This window comes from Gemmiger sp. (genome assembly GCF_036306485.1).
Taxonomy (GTDB): Bacteria; Bacillota; Clostridia; order Oscillospirales; family Ruminococcaceae; genus Gemmiger.
The window spans coordinates 24641-40191 of sequence record NZ_JAXJZK010000015.1 but is presented as its reverse complement, the minus strand read 5'-3'; the positions used below and the strand labels follow the sequence as shown (position 1 = coordinate 40191).

At 61.4% G+C, this 15551-nt stretch carries 11 protein-coding genes and 1 other annotated feature; of the genes, 8 read left to right on the top strand and 3 right to left on the bottom strand.

What is annotated here, in order from left to right:
* The first annotated feature begins 48 nt into the window (after positions 1 to 48).
* Complete coding sequence (locus tag U0L91_RS03075; protein ID WP_330044765.1) at positions 49 to 438, top strand: type II toxin-antitoxin system PemK/MazF family toxin; 390 nt, start codon at positions 49 to 51, stop codon at positions 436 to 438.
* 2 nt (positions 439 to 440) lie between these two features.
* On the opposite strand, the gene hemW is transcribed toward U0L91_RS03075, so the two are convergent.
* Positions 441 to 1523 carry a radical SAM family heme chaperone HemW gene (gene hemW / locus U0L91_RS03070; protein ID WP_330044764.1) on the bottom strand — a complete coding sequence of 361 codons (1083 nt, stop codon included), beginning with the start codon at positions 1521 to 1523 and terminating at the stop codon, positions 441 to 443.
* Between the two features lie 119 nt (positions 1524 to 1642).
* On the opposite strand from hemW, the gene U0L91_RS03065 reads away from it, so the two are divergent.
* The 3 genes from U0L91_RS03065 to pheT all read left to right on the top strand — a co-directional run bounded on the left by U0L91_RS03065 (position 1643) and on the right by pheT (position 6238).
* Complete coding sequence (locus tag U0L91_RS03065; RefSeq protein WP_330044763.1) at positions 1643 to 2368, top strand: Bax inhibitor-1/YccA family protein; 726 nt, start codon at positions 1643 to 1645, stop codon at positions 2366 to 2368.
* Between the two features lie 104 nt (positions 2369 to 2472).
* Positions 2473 to 2714: a binding site (T-box leader), on the top strand.
* A 67-nt stretch (positions 2715 to 2781) separates the two neighbouring features.
* On the top strand, positions 2782 to 3804 hold the full coding sequence (gene pheS, locus U0L91_RS03060) for a phenylalanine--tRNA ligase subunit alpha (RefSeq protein WP_330044762.1): 1023 nt from the start codon (positions 2782 to 2784) through the stop codon (positions 3802 to 3804).
* A gap of 13 nt (positions 3805 to 3817) precedes the next feature.
* On the top strand, positions 3818 to 6238 hold the full coding sequence (pheT, locus tag U0L91_RS03055) for a phenylalanine--tRNA ligase subunit beta (protein ID WP_330044761.1): 2421 nt from the start codon (positions 3818 to 3820) through the stop codon (positions 6236 to 6238).
* Positions 6239 to 6337: 99 nt separating this feature from the next.
* Here pheT and U0L91_RS03050 read toward each other — a convergent pair whose 3' ends face one another.
* The gene (locus U0L91_RS03050) at positions 6338 to 8560 is read right to left on the bottom strand and encodes a CHAP domain-containing protein (RefSeq protein WP_330044760.1); all 2223 of its coding nucleotides are present in this window, start codon (positions 8558 to 8560) and stop codon (positions 6338 to 6340) included.
* A 166-nt stretch (positions 8561 to 8726) separates the two neighbouring features.
* Positions 8727 to 10103: a UDP-N-acetylmuramate--L-alanine ligase gene (murC, locus tag U0L91_RS03045; protein WP_330044759.1), complete on the bottom strand. Its 1377-nt coding sequence runs from the start codon at positions 10101 to 10103 to the stop codon at positions 8727 to 8729.
* 240 nt (positions 10104 to 10343) lie between these two features.
* Here murC and U0L91_RS03040 point away from each other — a divergent pair, with 240 nt between their 5' ends.
* The 4 genes from U0L91_RS03040 to U0L91_RS03025 all read left to right on the top strand — a co-directional run bounded on the left by U0L91_RS03040 (position 10344) and on the right by U0L91_RS03025 (position 15542).
* The gene (locus U0L91_RS03040; protein WP_330044758.1) at positions 10344 to 10577 is read left to right on the top strand and encodes a hypothetical protein; all 234 of its coding nucleotides are present in this window, start codon (positions 10344 to 10346) and stop codon (positions 10575 to 10577) included.
* Positions 10578 to 10707: 130 nt separating this feature from the next.
* The gene (locus U0L91_RS03035; protein ID WP_330044757.1) at positions 10708 to 12123 is read left to right on the top strand and encodes a glycine--tRNA ligase; all 1416 of its coding nucleotides are present in this window, start codon (positions 10708 to 10710) and stop codon (positions 12121 to 12123) included.
* Between the two features lie 140 nt (positions 12124 to 12263).
* Positions 12264 to 13961, top strand: a complete 1698-nt coding sequence (locus U0L91_RS03030) for a hypothetical protein (protein ID WP_330044756.1) — start codon at positions 12264 to 12266, stop codon at positions 13959 to 13961.
* 12 nt (positions 13962 to 13973) lie between these two features.
* The gene (locus U0L91_RS03025) at positions 13974 to 15542 is read left to right on the top strand and encodes an MBOAT family O-acyltransferase (RefSeq protein WP_330044755.1); all 1569 of its coding nucleotides are present in this window, start codon (positions 13974 to 13976) and stop codon (positions 15540 to 15542) included.
* Positions 15543 to 15551: the final 9 nt, after the last annotated feature.

The following is a 15551-nucleotide window of genomic DNA, read 5'->3' as shown; positions in this document are numbered from 1 at the left end:
TCCCTGCTTATACTGTAATCAGAACAGAACAGGCAGGGAGGTATTTTTATGGAAGTACACAGAGGCGAAGTCTTTTACGCCGATCTCAGTCCCGTTGTGGGGTCGGAACAGGGTGGGGTGCGGCCGGTACTTATCATACAGAACGATATCGGCAACCGGCACAGTCCCACCGTGATTGCGGCGGCCATCACGAGCCGCCAGGACAAAAACCGACTGCCCACCCACATCGGGGTGCGTGCCGACCGGTGCGGCCTGGCCAAGGACAGCATCGTCCTGACCGAACAGATCCGCACCCTCGACAAACGGCGCCTGCGCGAGCGCGCCGGCCGGATTCCCGAGGATGACATGCGCCGCGTGGATGAGGCCCTGGGGGTTTCGATGGGACTGCACGACCAGCCCGGCGCCCAGAACATCCACACCGACGGCGGGTATTTCTGAGCTCAGATCAGCTCGCTCAGGATGGCGTTCTGGACCACCATGCCGGCGGGGGTCAGCCGCAGTGTCTGCCCCTCCAGCCGGGCATATCCGTTTTGCTCGCACCGGCGCAGAAACGCCATCTGGTCCGGATTAAAGGTGATGCCGTACCGGCGGCGGTATTCTGCCAGGTCCAGTCCCGAGGTCAGCCTCAGCTGCATGATCAGAAAATCCTCTGCGCCGCAGTCGCCCTCTGGCTGTTCCTCGGCGGTGCCGGCCACAAAGGCCGCGGTGTCATCCGGCCAGAACCGGCGCACCCCGTTCAGACAGCTGTGGGCCGCCGGGCCGATGCCCAGATAATCACAGCAGTTCCAGTACAGCAGGTTGTGCCGCCCCTCATGCCCGGGGCGTGCAAAGTTGCTGATCTCGTACTGACGGTATCCCTCCTCGGCCAGGCGCCGGACCGCATACAGATAAAAGTCCGCCGCGGCATCGGGGTCGGGCAGCCCCTCGGGGGGATGCTTCGCAAAGGCTGTGCCCGGCTCGATCTTGAGCAGATAGGCCGAGATATGGGTGCAGCCGCCCTGCTGCAGCAGCGCCAGCGTCGCATCAAATTCGGCGTTGCTGTAATAGGGCAGTGCCAGCATGATGTCGCCGCAGATCTCGGCAAACCCGGCCTGCTGCGCCCAGGCCAGCGCCCGGGCGGCGCCCGCGGCGGTGTGGGTCCGTCCCAGACGGCGCAGCTGCCGGTCATCGGCACTCTGTACACCGAAGCTGATCCGTGTGACGCCCGCCGCCGCAAAGCCTGCCAGACTTTCCGGCGTGACCACGTCGGGATTGGCTTCCAATGTGATCTCGGCACCGGGCAGCGGATCGGCGGCCCGGATCAAAACGCCGACCTGGTCGGGGGTCAGCAGGGCAGGGGTGCCGCCGCCGAAATATACGGTATCGGGGCGGCGGGTGCTGCGCGCCAGCTCGCGCAGCAGCGCCTGTACATAGGCATCCGGGACGCCGCGGGCGCCCGGAGCGGAATAAAAATCACAATACCGGCACTTGCCCCGGCAGTAGGGGATGTGCAGATAGATGCCATAGCGGTCGGAATGCGGCAAAATGGTACCTCCCCGCAGATTTGTGCGGAAACTGTCATAAAGAGTTCATACATCATTTACACATTTTCTTATCTTTTGAGTATATAATAGAATCACCCAAAAAGAAAGGGGTCTGTTTTATGGACCAAAAATATTATAATATTTCCTATGCGGAAAGTCCGTTCGGTACGCTGCAGCAATATATGGCCCGTACCTACGGCTGGATGTTTGCCGGCCTGCTGGCAACCTTCGCGGTGGCCATCGGCGTCATCACGAGCGGCCTTTTCGTAACGCTGTACAACAGCGGCCTGACCATGGTGCTCTGCATCGCCGAGATCATTCTGGTGGCGGTGCTTTCGATGCGGGTGGAGCGGCTGCAGCCCTCCACGGCCACGGCGCTCTTCTTCGGTTATGCGCTGCTCAACGGCGTCAACCTCAGCGTCCTGTTCGTGATCTATGACCTGACCACCCTGGTGCTGGCTTTCCTGGTCGGTACCGTCTATTTCGGCGTCATGGCGCTTTACGGCCTGCGCACCGAGCGCGATCTGAGCGGCTGGGGCCCCAACCTGGTCAGCGGCCTCTTTGCGCTGCTGATCACCGGCGCGGTGGGAATGCTGTTCGGCGCCATCACCGGCATCGGATTCGGCCTGTTTGATTTCCTGCTCTGCGCGGTCTCGCTCGTGATCTTTATGCTTTTCACCGCGTACGATACCCAGAAGATCAAGTTCTACTACTCCTACTTCGGCGGGGATGCCGGAATGCTCCACAAGTATTCCATCATGGGCGCGCTGAGCCTGTACCTGGATTATATCAACATTTTCCTGTACGTCCTGCGCATCCTGGCCCGCAGCCGCAGCAACAACTGAATCTTCCCGATCCGGCTCCCCGCTTTTGGCGGGGAGCCTTTTTGCGCGGCAAAGGACGGTTGACAAACCCTTCCAAAGCGCCTATAATACCCATTGTATGAAAATCAAACACTGTGACGGAGAAAGTACGCAGGCACCGTTTGGTGCAGAGAGGGCGGCCGCCGGCTGCAAGCCGCCCCGGAAACCTGCCTGCGGAAGTTCGCTCCCGAGTGGTCTGTGTGAACGGCCCCGCGGCTCAGTAGCGCAGGACGGCTGGCCCCGTTATGGGCTGTCAAGTGCCGCTTTTGTCTCTTCAAAGGCGGAACACGGGTGGTACCGCGGAGTTTTTTGCAGCTTCGTCCCTGAAAGATCCATCAGGGACGGAGCTTTTTTCATGCATGGCCCGCCCCGTGAGTAAAACAAAGAGGTGTATTATGGAAGAGAAGATCGCAGCACTGCGCGCCGAACTGGAAGCAGACCGCGCAGCTGTCCACACCAAAGAGGACCTTTCCGCCTTCTGGCAGAAATACCTGAGCAAGAACGGCAGTGTGACCGGCCTGACCAAGTCCCTGCGCGACGTGCCCAAGGAGGAGCGTCCTGCCGCCGGCAAGACCATCAATGCGTTCAAGGTCTGGGCGGAAGGGGAGTACCAGGCGCTGTCCGCCGAGATTGAAAAGGCGGAGCTGGCTGCCCGCAACAAGGCCGAGACGGTGGACATCACGCTGCCCGGCACCCGTCGGGAGACCGGCGCACTGCATCCCATCACGCGGGTCAAGAACGAGATCATCGACGTTTTTGCCGGGATGGGCTTTGAAATCTTTGAAGGTCCCGAGATTGAGGATGACGACCACAACTTTACCCGCCTCAACGTGCCGAAGAACCATCCGGCCCGGGATATGCAGGATACCTTCTATGTGGCCGAGGACATTGTTCTGCGCACCCACACCAGCCCGGGACAGATCCGCACGATGGACACCCACAAGCCGCCCATCAAGGTGCTGGTTCCTGGCCGGGTGTTCCGTTCGGATTCCGACGCAACCCACAGCCCGATGTTCCACCAGATGGAAGGTCTGGTGGTGGACCGCGGCATCACGCTGTGCGATCTGCAGGGCATGCTGGACAAGTTTGTCCAGGCGCTGTTCGGTGCCGACGTGCGCACCCGTCTGCGTCCGTCCTACTTCCCGTTCACCGAACCCAGCGTCGAGGTGGATGTTTCCTGCTTTGAGTGCGGCGGCAAGGGCTGCCCGCTGTGCAAGCACACCGGCTGGATCGAGGTGCTCGGCGGCGGTGTGGTGCACCAGAACGTGCTGCGCAACTGCGGCGTCGACCCCGAGGAGTATTCCGGCTTTGCGTTCGGCATCGGCATCGAGCGGATTGCCATGCTCAAGTACGGCATCAACAACATCGGCCTGATGACGGAAAACGACCTGCGTTTTCTGAAGCAGTTCAAGGACTAAGGAGGGAACGAACATGAAAGTACCGTTCAGCTGGCTCAAGCAGTACGTGGATATTGACGTTTCCGCCGAAGAGCTTGAAAAGAAAATGTTTGACTGCGGCTTTGAAGTCGAGGAGCGCATCGACCTCGGAGCCGAGATCTCCCGCGTTGTGGTGGGCGTTGTGACCGAGTGCGTTCCCCAGGAGGGAACCCATCTGCATATCTGCAAGGTGGACTGCGGCGACTACGGCCACGACATCCAGATTTCCACTGGCGCCCCCAACGTCTACGTCGGTATGCACACCCCGGCGGCTCTGGACGGCTCCACGCTGCCCGGCGGCGTCAAGATCAAGGCCCGCCCGCTGATGGGCGTCGAGTCCAACGGCATGCTCTGCTCCGGCGAGGAACTGGGCCTCAATGAGGACCTGTATCCCGGCGCCGAGGTGTACGGTCTGCTGGACCTGCCCAAGGACACCCAGCCCGGCACGCCCATCCAGGGTGTCGTGGGTCTGGACGACTCCATCTTTGACATCTCCATCACGGCCAACCGCGCCGACTGCCAGAGCATTCTGGGCATCGCGCGCGAGGTGGCCGCGGTTCTGAACAAGCCGCTCAAAATGCCCGCCACCGACTACACGGTCAGCGATTACCGCGACCCGCGCCTGAACATCACGGTGGAAGCGCCGGATCTCTGCCCGCGCTACATCGGCCATTATGTCCGCAACATCACCACCGGCCAGTCTCCGCGCTGGATGCGCCGCTGCCTGGCGCTGTGCGGTCTGCGCAGCATCTCCAACGTGGTGGACATCACCAACTTTGTCATGCTGGAAATCGGCCAGCCGATGCACGCCTTTGATATGGACACGCTGGAAAGCTGCCAGATCATCGTCCGCCGTGCCGCTGAGGGTGAGAAGATCACCACGCTGGACGGCAAGGAGTTCACGCTGACCCCGCAGAACCTCGTGATCTGTGACGGCGAAAAGCCGGTCGCGCTGGCCGGCGTCATGGGCGGTCTGAACAGCGAAATCAAGGATTCCACGACCCAGCTGCTCTTCGAGTCCGCCAAGTTCGCGCGCGACAACATCCGCAAGACGGCCCGCGGCCTGGGCCAGAACACCGATGCCTCCAGCCATTACGAGAAGGGCATCAGCGAGTACACCACCGAGCTGGGCATGGCCCGCGCCCTGCACCTGATCCAGGAACTGGGCTGCGGCGAAGTGACCTCCAGCCACTTTGACTGCTCGGCCGGCGCCTCCCGGGAGGGCAAGCATTTTGCCGCCCGCATCAGCCGCATCAATGCCATTCTGGGCATCACCGTTCCCACCGAGACCATCCTGGACATCCTGCGCCGCCTGAACTTTGAGGTGGAGCTGCAGCCCGATCAGGACACCATGCAGGTGGTTGCCCCGCGTTACCGCGAGGACATCGAGATTGGGGAGCCGGACCTCGCCGAGGAAGTCATCCGGGAATACGGCTATGAGCATATCGTGCCCACCTTCCTCAAGGCGGCCCAGGTCACCAGCGGCGGTCTGACCGCCGACCAGCGCCGCCGCGAAGCGTTCAAGCGCACGATGTGCGCCCAGGGCTTCTATGAGGCATCGACCCTGGCCTTCTATGCGGACGCCGACCTCGACGCGCTGCACATCGCTGCCGATGCGCCGGAGCGCCGCGTCATCCGCATCCTCAACCCCATTTCCTCCAACCTGACCATCATGCGCCCGCTGCTGGTGCCCAGCCTGCTGAACGCTGCGGTCAACAACCTCAAGAAGGGCAACACCGCCGGCCGCCTGTTCGAGATGGCCAACGTCTATATCCCCAAGGAGCTGCCCGTCACCGAGCTGCCGGAGGAGCGTCTGCACCTTGGGTTTGTGGCTTTCGGTGAGAAGGAGGACTTCTTCGCCGTCAAGGGCGCCATGGAAGACCTGGCGGCCTCCTTCGGCACCCACTTCGAGGTGGAGCGCGCCGAGGATGTGCCGTACCTGCATCCGGGCGTGGCGGCCTACCTGCTCTGCAACGGCGTGCGCGTCGGCTGCTTCGGCAAGCTGGCGAACGACGTGCTCTCCGGGCTGGATCTGCCCCGCGACAGCCGCAACAGCCAGAAGATCTTCCTGGGCGAGCTGGATTATGCCACCCTCACGGCCCAGCTGCCCGCAGATGTGCGCTATCAGCCGCTGTCCGAGTTCCCCGAGGTCGCCCGTGACCTGGCCCTTGTCGCCGACGAGGAGACCCCCTGCGGCACCGTCATCGCCGAGATGAAGCGTGCCTGCAAACAGCTGGCCCGCGTCGAGCTGTTCGACATCTACCGCAGCGACGCCATCGGCGCCGGCAAGAAGAGCATGGCCTTCACGCTGCACTTTGCTCCGGAAGGCAAGGCCCTGGAGCCGAACGATGTGGATCGCTTCGTCAAGAAGATCCTCGGCAACCTGAAGTTCAAACTGGGCATCGAAATCCGCTGACCCCGGTCCGGATGATCTGAGCCTAAAAAATGGTCCCCGCCTGGAAAATCCAGAGCGGGGACCGTTTTTTATTGCAAAAGTATGGCGGGCGGAAACTGCTCAGAGCAGCACGCCGGTGACGGGATCGAACTGATAGCTCCTGCCGTCAATCGAAACGTTGCCTTTGGCCATCGTGCCGTAGATGGGATCAAAGAAATAGGTGCCGGCATCGGTGGTGGCCCAGCCTTTCACCATGTGGCCCGCGGCGTCGTAGCGCACCCATTTGCCGGTGCCGTCCGCACGTTCGGCCCACGGACCGGCCTCGGAGTCCTGATAAACGTCCTTGCTCACCGCCTTGGCGCCGGCCTGGACATTGTCCAGCCAGTACCAGGCATCCGAAGCGGGATCGTAGATCTCCTTGCCGCGGTAGGTGTCGGGACGGTCGGGATCGTATCCCTGGCGCAGGCAGTCCTCGTACCAGTAATCCCGGCCGTCAATGGTAGCCCAGCCGTACCGGACCGCGCCGGTGGTCTCATCAAACTGGACGGTGCGGTTCTCCACATTGCGGCTGCCCTTGTACATGGCGCCGCTGATCGGATCAAAGTACCAGGTCTGACGGCCGACGGTCTGCCAGCCCTTTACCATGCGTCCCTGCGCATCGTAGCGCACCCATTTGCCGCCGTCCGATTCCTGGAACACATCCTTGGACACCGCCTTGGCGCCGCCCTGGACGGCATCCAGCCAGTACCAGGCGTTGGTATCGGGGTCAAAGATCTCCTTGCCGCGCCCGGTGGTGCCCTGCTTCACACCGTTTTCATACCAGTAGTCCTTGCCGTTCTCGGTCTTCCAGCCGTTCAGCGGGGCGGCCGTCGGTTTGGCGGTCGGCTTCGCGGTGGGCTTGGCCGTCGGCCTGGCAGTGGGAACTGCCGTGGGCTTGGCGGTCGGTTTGGCCGTGGGAACTGCGGTGGGTTTGGCCGTCGGCTTGGCGGTAGGAACTGCCGTCGGAACCGGTGTCGGCGCGGGAACCGTCACACTGCAGGCTGCGTGGGAGTTGCCTCCGTTTCCATCAAAGGCATAGATGTGGGTGGTATAACTGCCGCTCTCATTGTTGTGGCTGCTGGTATTCACGCGGTAGGTGTAGGTGCTGCCGCTGGCGGTACCCGAACAGGACGGGTTGGTATTCCAGCCCGAGACAAGATCGTCCTGGCCGTTCAGATCACTCCAGGTGGGGAACTGCACGCGGTCGATTCCCAGATCTGCCTGCACCGTGCAGCTCACTGTGTAGCCGGTGGGCGTCACATCGGACACCTGGACGTTGGTGATGCTGGGAACCGCAATGGTGCGGGTGTTGGATGTGGTGGCATTGTTGCTCGTCGTGAAGGGAATGCTGAACCGGAACTCCGTGCCCTCCGCGTCGGTTGCATAGACATAGTAGAAGAAGGTTCCGTTGTTGGCAAGCTGTCGGAAGGTCATCGCGTCATCGGCTGTATGGATGTCCCAGCTTGGCGAATTGGGATTGGCGATGTAGTTGAAGGCGATGTTCTGGTTGTAGTAGCGGACGCCGCATTCTACATAGATCAGATTGCAGGTGGACTGGATGATGCCGTTCACCGTGAAGGTGGACAGCCACTTCTTGTTGATGGGGTAGACAAGGTTGCTGACCGTCAGACGGTCCACGGCGGGCGCCGGGGCCGGCGTGACGGTGGGCGTGCTGTCATAGGCGTAGATGTAACCGTAGAAGGTGTAGCTGTTGTACTTGTCCGCCGTCGCCTTGGTGCGGTAGAAGAATTTGTTGCTGGGGTTGGTGTGGCCGCTCCAGGCAGATTCCGAAATCCACACGGTGCCGCCGTCCACGGCTTCGACAAACGCAACGTGGCTGCTGTAACAGGCAATGGCACCCACCCGCGGCTCGGTGCCGTAGGCATAGCCTCTGCCGTTGGCGTAGTTGGTGATGTTGGCGCTCCACCAGTCACCGGCCGATCCGGTGGGCAGCTTGGGACGGGTGCCGGTCACCTCGTACAGACGGCCCCAGGCGTAGGTGGTGCAGTTCGGCATACCGTAGCCGCTGGCGGCAAAGGGATTGTAATTCCCGTCGTAGTAGTATTTGGCCGCCGGGTCGCTGGTTTCGGGATAGGTGGAACGGATCGCAAAGGCGTTGTACAGAGGCGCCTGCTGCACTTCCGGCTCGGAGTCTTCGGTTTCCTCCGACAGCGTGACCGCAGCACTTTCGGCGCTGGCCGCCTCGGTCACGGCCGTTCCCTCGATGGGTTCAGCCTGTACGGGAAGGCACAGGCTGATTCCCATCAGGAAAGTCAGACAGAGGGCGCACCACTTCTTTTTCATGACAATTCCTCCTTAAGTTGGCGTAGGGTGGACAGGGATGCCGCAAAATGGAACAACTTCCATATTGTACCTTTTATTATAAAAAACGGGAAAGGGTGTGTCAATCTGTGGAACAAAAAAGCGCCGTCCCGGAAACCTCCGGAACGGTGCCAGTTCATTCGGGTGCTTATGCCTTGCCGACCATCATGTCACAGGCCTTGTACAGATCGCCGCAGCTCATGCAGACAACCAGATCCCCCTCACGGGCATTCTGCTTGACCCAGTCGGCGGCGGACTTCAGTCCGTCCACCACAACACAGCCGGGAATCTTGGCGGCCAGGTCCTCACTGCGCACACTGCCGTCATCCACCTCACGGCTGCCCATGATGGGCAGCAGCACACACTGATCGGCCTGCCGCAGCACCTTGGCAAAGTCGTCCATCAACGCCTTGGTGCGGCTGTAGGTGAAGGGCTGATGCACCGCAATGATGCGCTTGTAGCCCATCTTCTTGGCGGTGGCCATTGTCGCGGCCAGCTCGGTCGGATGGTGGGCGTAATCGTCCACGACCGGCGCGCCGTTGCATTCGCCCTTGATCTCAAACCGGCGGCCGGTGCCGTGGAACTCCGCGGCTGCGCGCTCGGCGTCCTCGGGACGCAGGCCCAGCGGGCGGACGCAGCAGCACATGGCCAGGGCGTTGTAGATGTTGTGACGGCCCGGCACACCCAGACGGATGTGTGCAAACCGGTCGCCCAGCTCCAGCACGTCGAACTCATAGAAGCCGGGACGGTATTCCTGGATGTTCACCGCACGGAAGCGGGCCTCCTCCTCGATACCGAAGGACAGGACCGGCCGGTCGATGGAGTTCATCACATCGAGGGTGTTGCGGTCATCCATGTTGAAGGCCACCGTGCGGGAGAGCAGCGCGAACTTCTGGAACGCCAGCTTGAGGCGGCCCATCGTGCCGTAATATTCCAGATGGTCGTTGTCAATGTTCAGGATGATGCCGAGATAGGGGACCAGATGCAGGAAGGTCTCGCTGTACTCGCAGGCCTCAATGACGGCGCTGGTGCCGTGGCCGGCCTTGCCGTAGCCGCCGATCAGGGGCAGCTTGCCGCCGATGACGGCGGCCGGATCGCGGCCCGCCAGCTGCAGCATCGTGGTGATCATGCCGGTCGTGGTGGTCTTGCCGTGGGTGCCGGACACGCAGACGCTCTGCGGATACATCCGGCTCACATAGCCCAGCAGCACGCTGCGCTCGACGGCAGGAATACCGCGGGACCGGGCCGCCTGCAGCTCTGGGTTGTCGTCATGGATGGCGGCGCTGTACACCACCAGCTGCGCATCGCCCAGATGGGAAGCGTCATGTTCAAGATACACCGTCACGCCCATTGCGCGCTCGGACTCGGTAATTTTGGTTTCCTCCACGTCGCTGCCCGAGATGGTCAGCCCGCGGGAATGCAGAATCTGGATCAGCGGATAGGTGCCCGACCCGCCGCAGCCGATAAAATGGACGTGCTGTACGCCGTCCAGCAGTTTGCTGTCAAAGGAATTGAACATAGCCATAATCAGTTCACCTCAAAACGCGCCGGCGCGGCAGATGTGTCCGGCGCGGAATTCACAAAACCCGGCAGGGAAGCGGCCCCGCGCCTGAGCGCGGCAGAGCATGCTTCTGAGCATACCGATATTGTCATTATAATATTTTTGGAACGTAAAATAAACACTTTCGGTAAAAATTTGGTATAATGACAGAAAACACCCGCAGAAATCCGGCATTTTTTCAACGCCGGGACGGAGGAATTTTGCATGAAACACTCTCTGTTTGCCTGGGGCGCCAACCCGCAGCCCTTCCGCGGACCGGAAAATGACCGGATCGTGCTGCCGGTCACCACCGAGGAACTGAAACGTATTGGCGTTGCACCGCATAAAATCCGGCGCGTCGAGTCCGAACTGCGCCGTCTGATCGACGCCGATCCGGCTTTGGGGGAGCGCCGCACCGTGCTCAGACTGGCGCGCCAGATCTCCAAACAATTTCTGTGATGTGAAATCCGGGCCTTTGTATTGTCAATGCAAAGGCTTTTGTGTTATAATATTCCCTACCGTGCAACAAGTGTAAACGGAAATATTGCTTTGTGTGGCAGCCAGCCATGCAGGAGGAGTAGGAACAGTTATGAAAAACAGTGAAAAGACACTCGATATGATTGTCAATCTGTGCAAAAATCGCGGATTTATTTATCCGGGCAGCGAAATTTACGGCGGCCTGGCCAACAGCTGGGATTACGGCCCGCTGGGCGTTGAGTTCAAGAACAACGTCAAGAAAGCCTGGATGAAGAAGTTCGTGCAGGAAAGCCCGTACAACGTGGGACTGGATGCCGCCATCCTGATGAACCCGCAGACCTGGGTGACGACCGGTCACGTTTCCAGCTTTTCCGACCCTCTGCTGGACTGCCGTTCCTGCAAGGCCCGTCACCGCGCCGACAAGCTGATCGGCGACGAGCATCCCGAGGTCAATGTGGATGCGATGAGCTTTGACGAGATGGATGCCTTCATCGCCTCGCACGAGGATATTGTCTGTCCGGTGTGCGGCAAGCATGATTTCACCCCCATCCGGAAATTCAACCTGATGTTCAAGACGGCCATCGGCGTGACGGAGGATTCCTCCTCCACCTGCTACCTGCGTCCCGAGACCGCCCAGGGCATCTTTGTCAACTTTGCGAACATCCAGCGGACCACCCGCCGCAAGCTGCCCTTCGGCGTCTGCCAGGTCGGCAAGGCCTTCCGCAACGAGATCACCCCGGGCAACTTCACCTTCCGTACCCGCGAGTTCGAGCAGATGGAATGTGAGTTCTTCTGCAAGCCCGGCACCGACCTGGAGTGGTTCGCCTACTGGAAAGAGTTTTGCCGCAACTGGCTGCTGAGCCTCGGCATTCACGAGGAAAATCTGCGCCTGCGCGACCATGAGGCCGCCGAGCTGGCCTTCTATTCGCGTGCCACCACCGACATCGAGTATGCCTTCCCGTTCACCGATTGGGGCGAACTGTGGGGCATTGCCGACCGTACCGACTACGACCTGCGCCGCCATCAGGAGGCGTCCGGCAAGAGCCTGGAGTACTTTGACTCCGAGACCAACGAGCATTATATTCCCTATGTCATCGAGCCGTCCCTGGGCTGCGACCGTGTGGCGCTGGCCTTCCTGTGCGAGGCTTACGACGAGGAACACCTCACCGACTCCAAGGGCAAGGAGGATGTGCGCACCGTGCTGCATCTGCATCCCTTCCTGGCGCCCTTCAAGTGCGCCGTGCTGCCCCTCTCCAAGAAGCTGGGCGACAAGGCCATGGAAATCCGCAACGAGCTCTCCAAGGACTTCATGGTGGATTACGACGATGCCGGTTCCATCGGCAAGCGTTACCGCCGTCAGGACGAGATCGGCACCCCGCTGTGCGTGACCGTGGACTTCCAGACCGTCGGCGACGACAAGACCCCGGCCGACAACTGCGTCACGGTCCGCGACCGTGACACGATGGAGCAGGTCCGTCTGCCCATCTCGGAACTCAAGGCGTATATTGCCCAGAAAGTGGCGTTCTGATCCCGCTGTTCCGGGCGTATGGTACGGGGCCGGATTCCATCCGGCACCGCAGCCGCCTTTTGTGCGGCAGCCCCCTTCGCCGATCGTGATGCGAAGGGGGAATTTCTTTGTTCCCCCCGCATGGAAGGACGTGCAGATTCATGACTCAACGCCGGCAATCCCTGTTCCGGTCTGGCCGGGTATTGCTGTTCCTGCTGATCGGTGCGGGACTGCTCTGGCTGGCCCAGCGCATCCTGACGCCGACCTGGAACTACCCCGAACAGGACGAAAACCTGACCCGCAACTTCCGCAGCTTTGCCGACCTCGAAGAAGACAGCGTACAGGCGATCTTTCTTGGCACCAGCCACGCGGAATACGGCATCTCCCCGATGCGCATCTACGACACCGCCGGCCTGGTCACCTACAACCTGGGTGCAGTGCTTCAGCCGCCGGTGGAGGCATACTACGAGCTCAAATGGGCTTTCCGGATGCAGTCTCCCTCGGTGGTCATGCTGGATGCCTCCTCACTGTTTCTTGAGGACTTCTCAACGCTGGCCGCCCGCCAGAAAGACCAGCTCGAACCCGCCTACCGCTATTTCCTCGACACCCTGCCGCTGTGCGACATCAAGTGGGAGATGGCGCTGGAACTGACCCGGGCGGCCGACGCCGGCAAGGATTCCTTCTCGATTCTGATGCAGAATCTGTTCCCGCTGTTCCGTTACCATGACCGCTGGAAGGAACTGCAGCAGGCGGATTTCACCGAGGTGTTCGGTTCCCGCCACAGCTTCTCCCGCGGGTATTTCATGCTTTCCAGCTGGGTGGATTCCGGTTATGACAGTGCCTCCGCCAACGCCATGGCCGAAACGCTGCGGCAGGACGACACGGCCTGGAAAGTCTGGTATGACGACGGTGTGTACGGCGAGTGGAGCGAGGAAGATCAGCGCTACCGCCCCGCCATCAGCGAGGAAGCCATCGACTACCTGTGCCGCATCCGGGAACTCTGCGACGCCAACGGTGCCGAACTGATTCTGTTCAAGGTCCCCTGTGTGACCGACCCCGTGCAGTACAGTCCCAGCTGGACCACGGCGCGCTCACGCGAAGCCCAGAGGGCGGCGGCCCTGGCCGGCGTGGCCTTCTGGGATATGGTCTATGACGTGGACACCGGCATCGACTGGGCCCACGACAGCATTGACGGCGGCGCCCATCTGAACCTGCGCGGCGCCGAGAAGGTGTCGGACTGTCTGGCACAGTTCCTGATCGACCGCCGCAATCTGCAGCCCCGGCAGGATGCCGCCGCCGACCTTGATCTGGTGCCGTACCGGCAGGCCGCCGCGGCGGCGCACCTGCAGCTCGAATACGATCTGTCCGAGTATCTGCGCCGGATCAGGCAATGGGACGGCTCGGTGACGGTCCTGATGGCAGCCTCCGACGATATGGCCACCGGCCTGCAGGAGGAGGACATTCAGGCGCTGTGCTCGCTCGGTCTGGAAAGCGATTTTGCCCGGATGGAGTACAACGATGCCTTTCTGGCGGTTGTGGAGGACGGCGCCGTCCGCTATGAGGAACTCTCCAACCGCCGCACAACCCACCGCACCCAGCTGCCGGACGGCAGCGAAGCCGTGCTGACCAGCTCGGGCTACCTGTCGGGGTCCGAAGCGGTGCTCCGTGTGGACGGCACCGACTATGCGGTCGGCGGCCGGGGCCTGAACCTCGTGGTCTATGACAATCTGTCCGGCCTCGTGCTGGACAGCGTTGTCTTTGACACCTGGGATACCGGGTCCCACGGCTGTACCCACAGTGCACAGCGCAACGATCTGCTGCGCAGCTATGAACAATACCTGATCGAGAGTCAGGACTAGGGAGGAACGCCGATGAGCTTTACCGAACTTGTATTTTTCCCGTTCCTTCTGGTGACCGGGCTTCTCTATTTTCTTGTCCCCATCTCCTGGCGGTGGACCGTCCTGCTGGCGGCCAGCGCGGTGTTTTATCTGAGCTGGGGTCCTCAACTGTTTCCCTTCATTCTGGGCATGGCGCTGATTGCCTGGCTGGGCGCCCTCGCGATGGAACGCCGGTACCGGGCGGCGGAGGCCTCGCTGGAAGGCGAGACCGACCGCGCGCTGCGCCGCAGCCGGCAGGCGGCCGCCAAACAGAAGACCCGCCGGGTCCTGATGCCCTGCGCGGCTGTCCTCACGGTGCTGCTGGTGGGCATCAAGGTTGCCCGTCTGCTCGAAAGCAAGGTGATGCTCACCGGCCCCGACGGCCAGCCCTTCTCGGTGCTGGTGCCGCTGGGCCTGTCCTACTACACTCTCTCCCTGGTAGGGTATTTGGCCGATGTCTACTGGCGCAAGGAAAAGGCGGAACCCAACTTTTTCAAATTTTTCCTCTTTGTGCTCTATTTTCCCAAGATTCTGCAGGGTCCCATCTCCCGGCACAAGGACCTCGGCCCGCAGCTGTCTGCCGGACATCCCTTTGACTACCACCGGCTGTGCAGCGGCGTGCAGCTGATGCTCTGGGGCTATTTCAAAAAACTTGTCATTGCGGACCGCCTGGCCGTCGTGGTGGATACCGTCTTCGGCAGCAGCGATACCCAGCCCGGCTCGGTGCTGCTGGTGGCGGGCATCCTGGCATCCTTCCAGCTGTACTGCGATTTCTCGGGCTGTATGGACATGGCACAGGGATTTTCCGAAATCGTCGGCATCCGGCTGGAAAAGAACTTTGACCATCCCTTCTTCTCGGCCTCGGCGGCGGAATTCTGGCGCCGCTGGCACATCACGCTGGGCAGCTGGTTCCGGGACTATATCTATATGCCGCTCGCCATCTCGCCCCGGGTGATGAAACTGTCCGCCGCTGTGCGCAAACGGTTCGGCAAACGGGCCGGCAAGGCTGTCGTGACGGTGATCCCCTCGGCGGTTGTCTGGGTACTCACCGGTCTGTGGCACGGAACCGGGTGGAACTACCTGGTCTGGGGCCTCTACTGGGGCGCGCTGATCATCCTGACCAACGTGCTGGAACCCGAAATCCGCCGCCTCAACCAGGCGCTGCATATCCGCACCGATGCCCCCAGCTTCCATTGCTTCCGGCAGGTGCGCACCTTCCTGATCTTCACCTTCGGGCGTCTGCTCACCGTGCCCGGCACGCTGGCCGCCACCGGCCTGGTCTTGCAGCGGATCGTCACGGCGTTCCAGCCCTGGGCGCTCGTGGACGGCACTCTCTACGCGCTGGGACTGGACCGCCCGGATTTCCTGCTGGCGATGCTCTCGCTGGTACTGCTCTGGGGCGTCAGCATGATGCAGCGCCACGGCTCGGTGCGGGAGAAGATCGCCGGCTGCAACGTGGCCATCCGCTGGACCATCTACTATGCGGCGTTCTTTGCCGTGCTGATTTTCGGTTTCTATGGCGCGGGATACAATGCCTCCGCCTTTGTCTACATGAATTACTGAACAGAAAGG

Excerpts from the sequence above, each read along its gene's own strand:
- murC (WP_330044759.1), bottom strand. The coding sequence starts at position 10,103 with ATGGCTATGTTCAATTCCTTTGACAGCAAACTGCTGGACGGCGTACAG.
- U0L91_RS03065 (WP_330044763.1), top strand. The coding sequence starts at position 1,643 with ATGGACCAAAAATATTATAATATTTCCTATGCGGAAAGTCCGTTCGGT.
- U0L91_RS03075 (WP_330044765.1), top strand. The coding sequence starts at position 49 with ATGGAAGTACACAGAGGCGAAGTCTTTTACGCCGATCTCAGTCCCGTT.
- U0L91_RS03035 (WP_330044757.1), top strand. The coding sequence starts at position 10,708 with ATGAAAAACAGTGAAAAGACACTCGATATGATTGTCAATCTGTGCAAA.
- U0L91_RS03030 (WP_330044756.1), top strand. The coding sequence starts at position 12,264 with ATGACTCAACGCCGGCAATCCCTGTTCCGGTCTGGCCGGGTATTGCTG.
- pheS (WP_330044762.1), top strand. The coding sequence starts at position 2,782 with ATGGAAGAGAAGATCGCAGCACTGCGCGCCGAACTGGAAGCAGACCGC.
- U0L91_RS03025 (WP_330044755.1), top strand. The coding sequence starts at position 13,974 with ATGAGCTTTACCGAACTTGTATTTTTCCCGTTCCTTCTGGTGACCGGG.
- pheT (WP_330044761.1), top strand. The coding sequence starts at position 3,818 with ATGAAAGTACCGTTCAGCTGGCTCAAGCAGTACGTGGATATTGACGTT.
- U0L91_RS03040 (WP_330044758.1), top strand. The coding sequence starts at position 10,344 with ATGAAACACTCTCTGTTTGCCTGGGGCGCCAACCCGCAGCCCTTCCGC.
- U0L91_RS03050 (WP_330044760.1), bottom strand. The coding sequence starts at position 8,560 with ATGAAAAAGAAGTGGTGCGCCCTCTGTCTGACTTTCCTGATGGGAATC.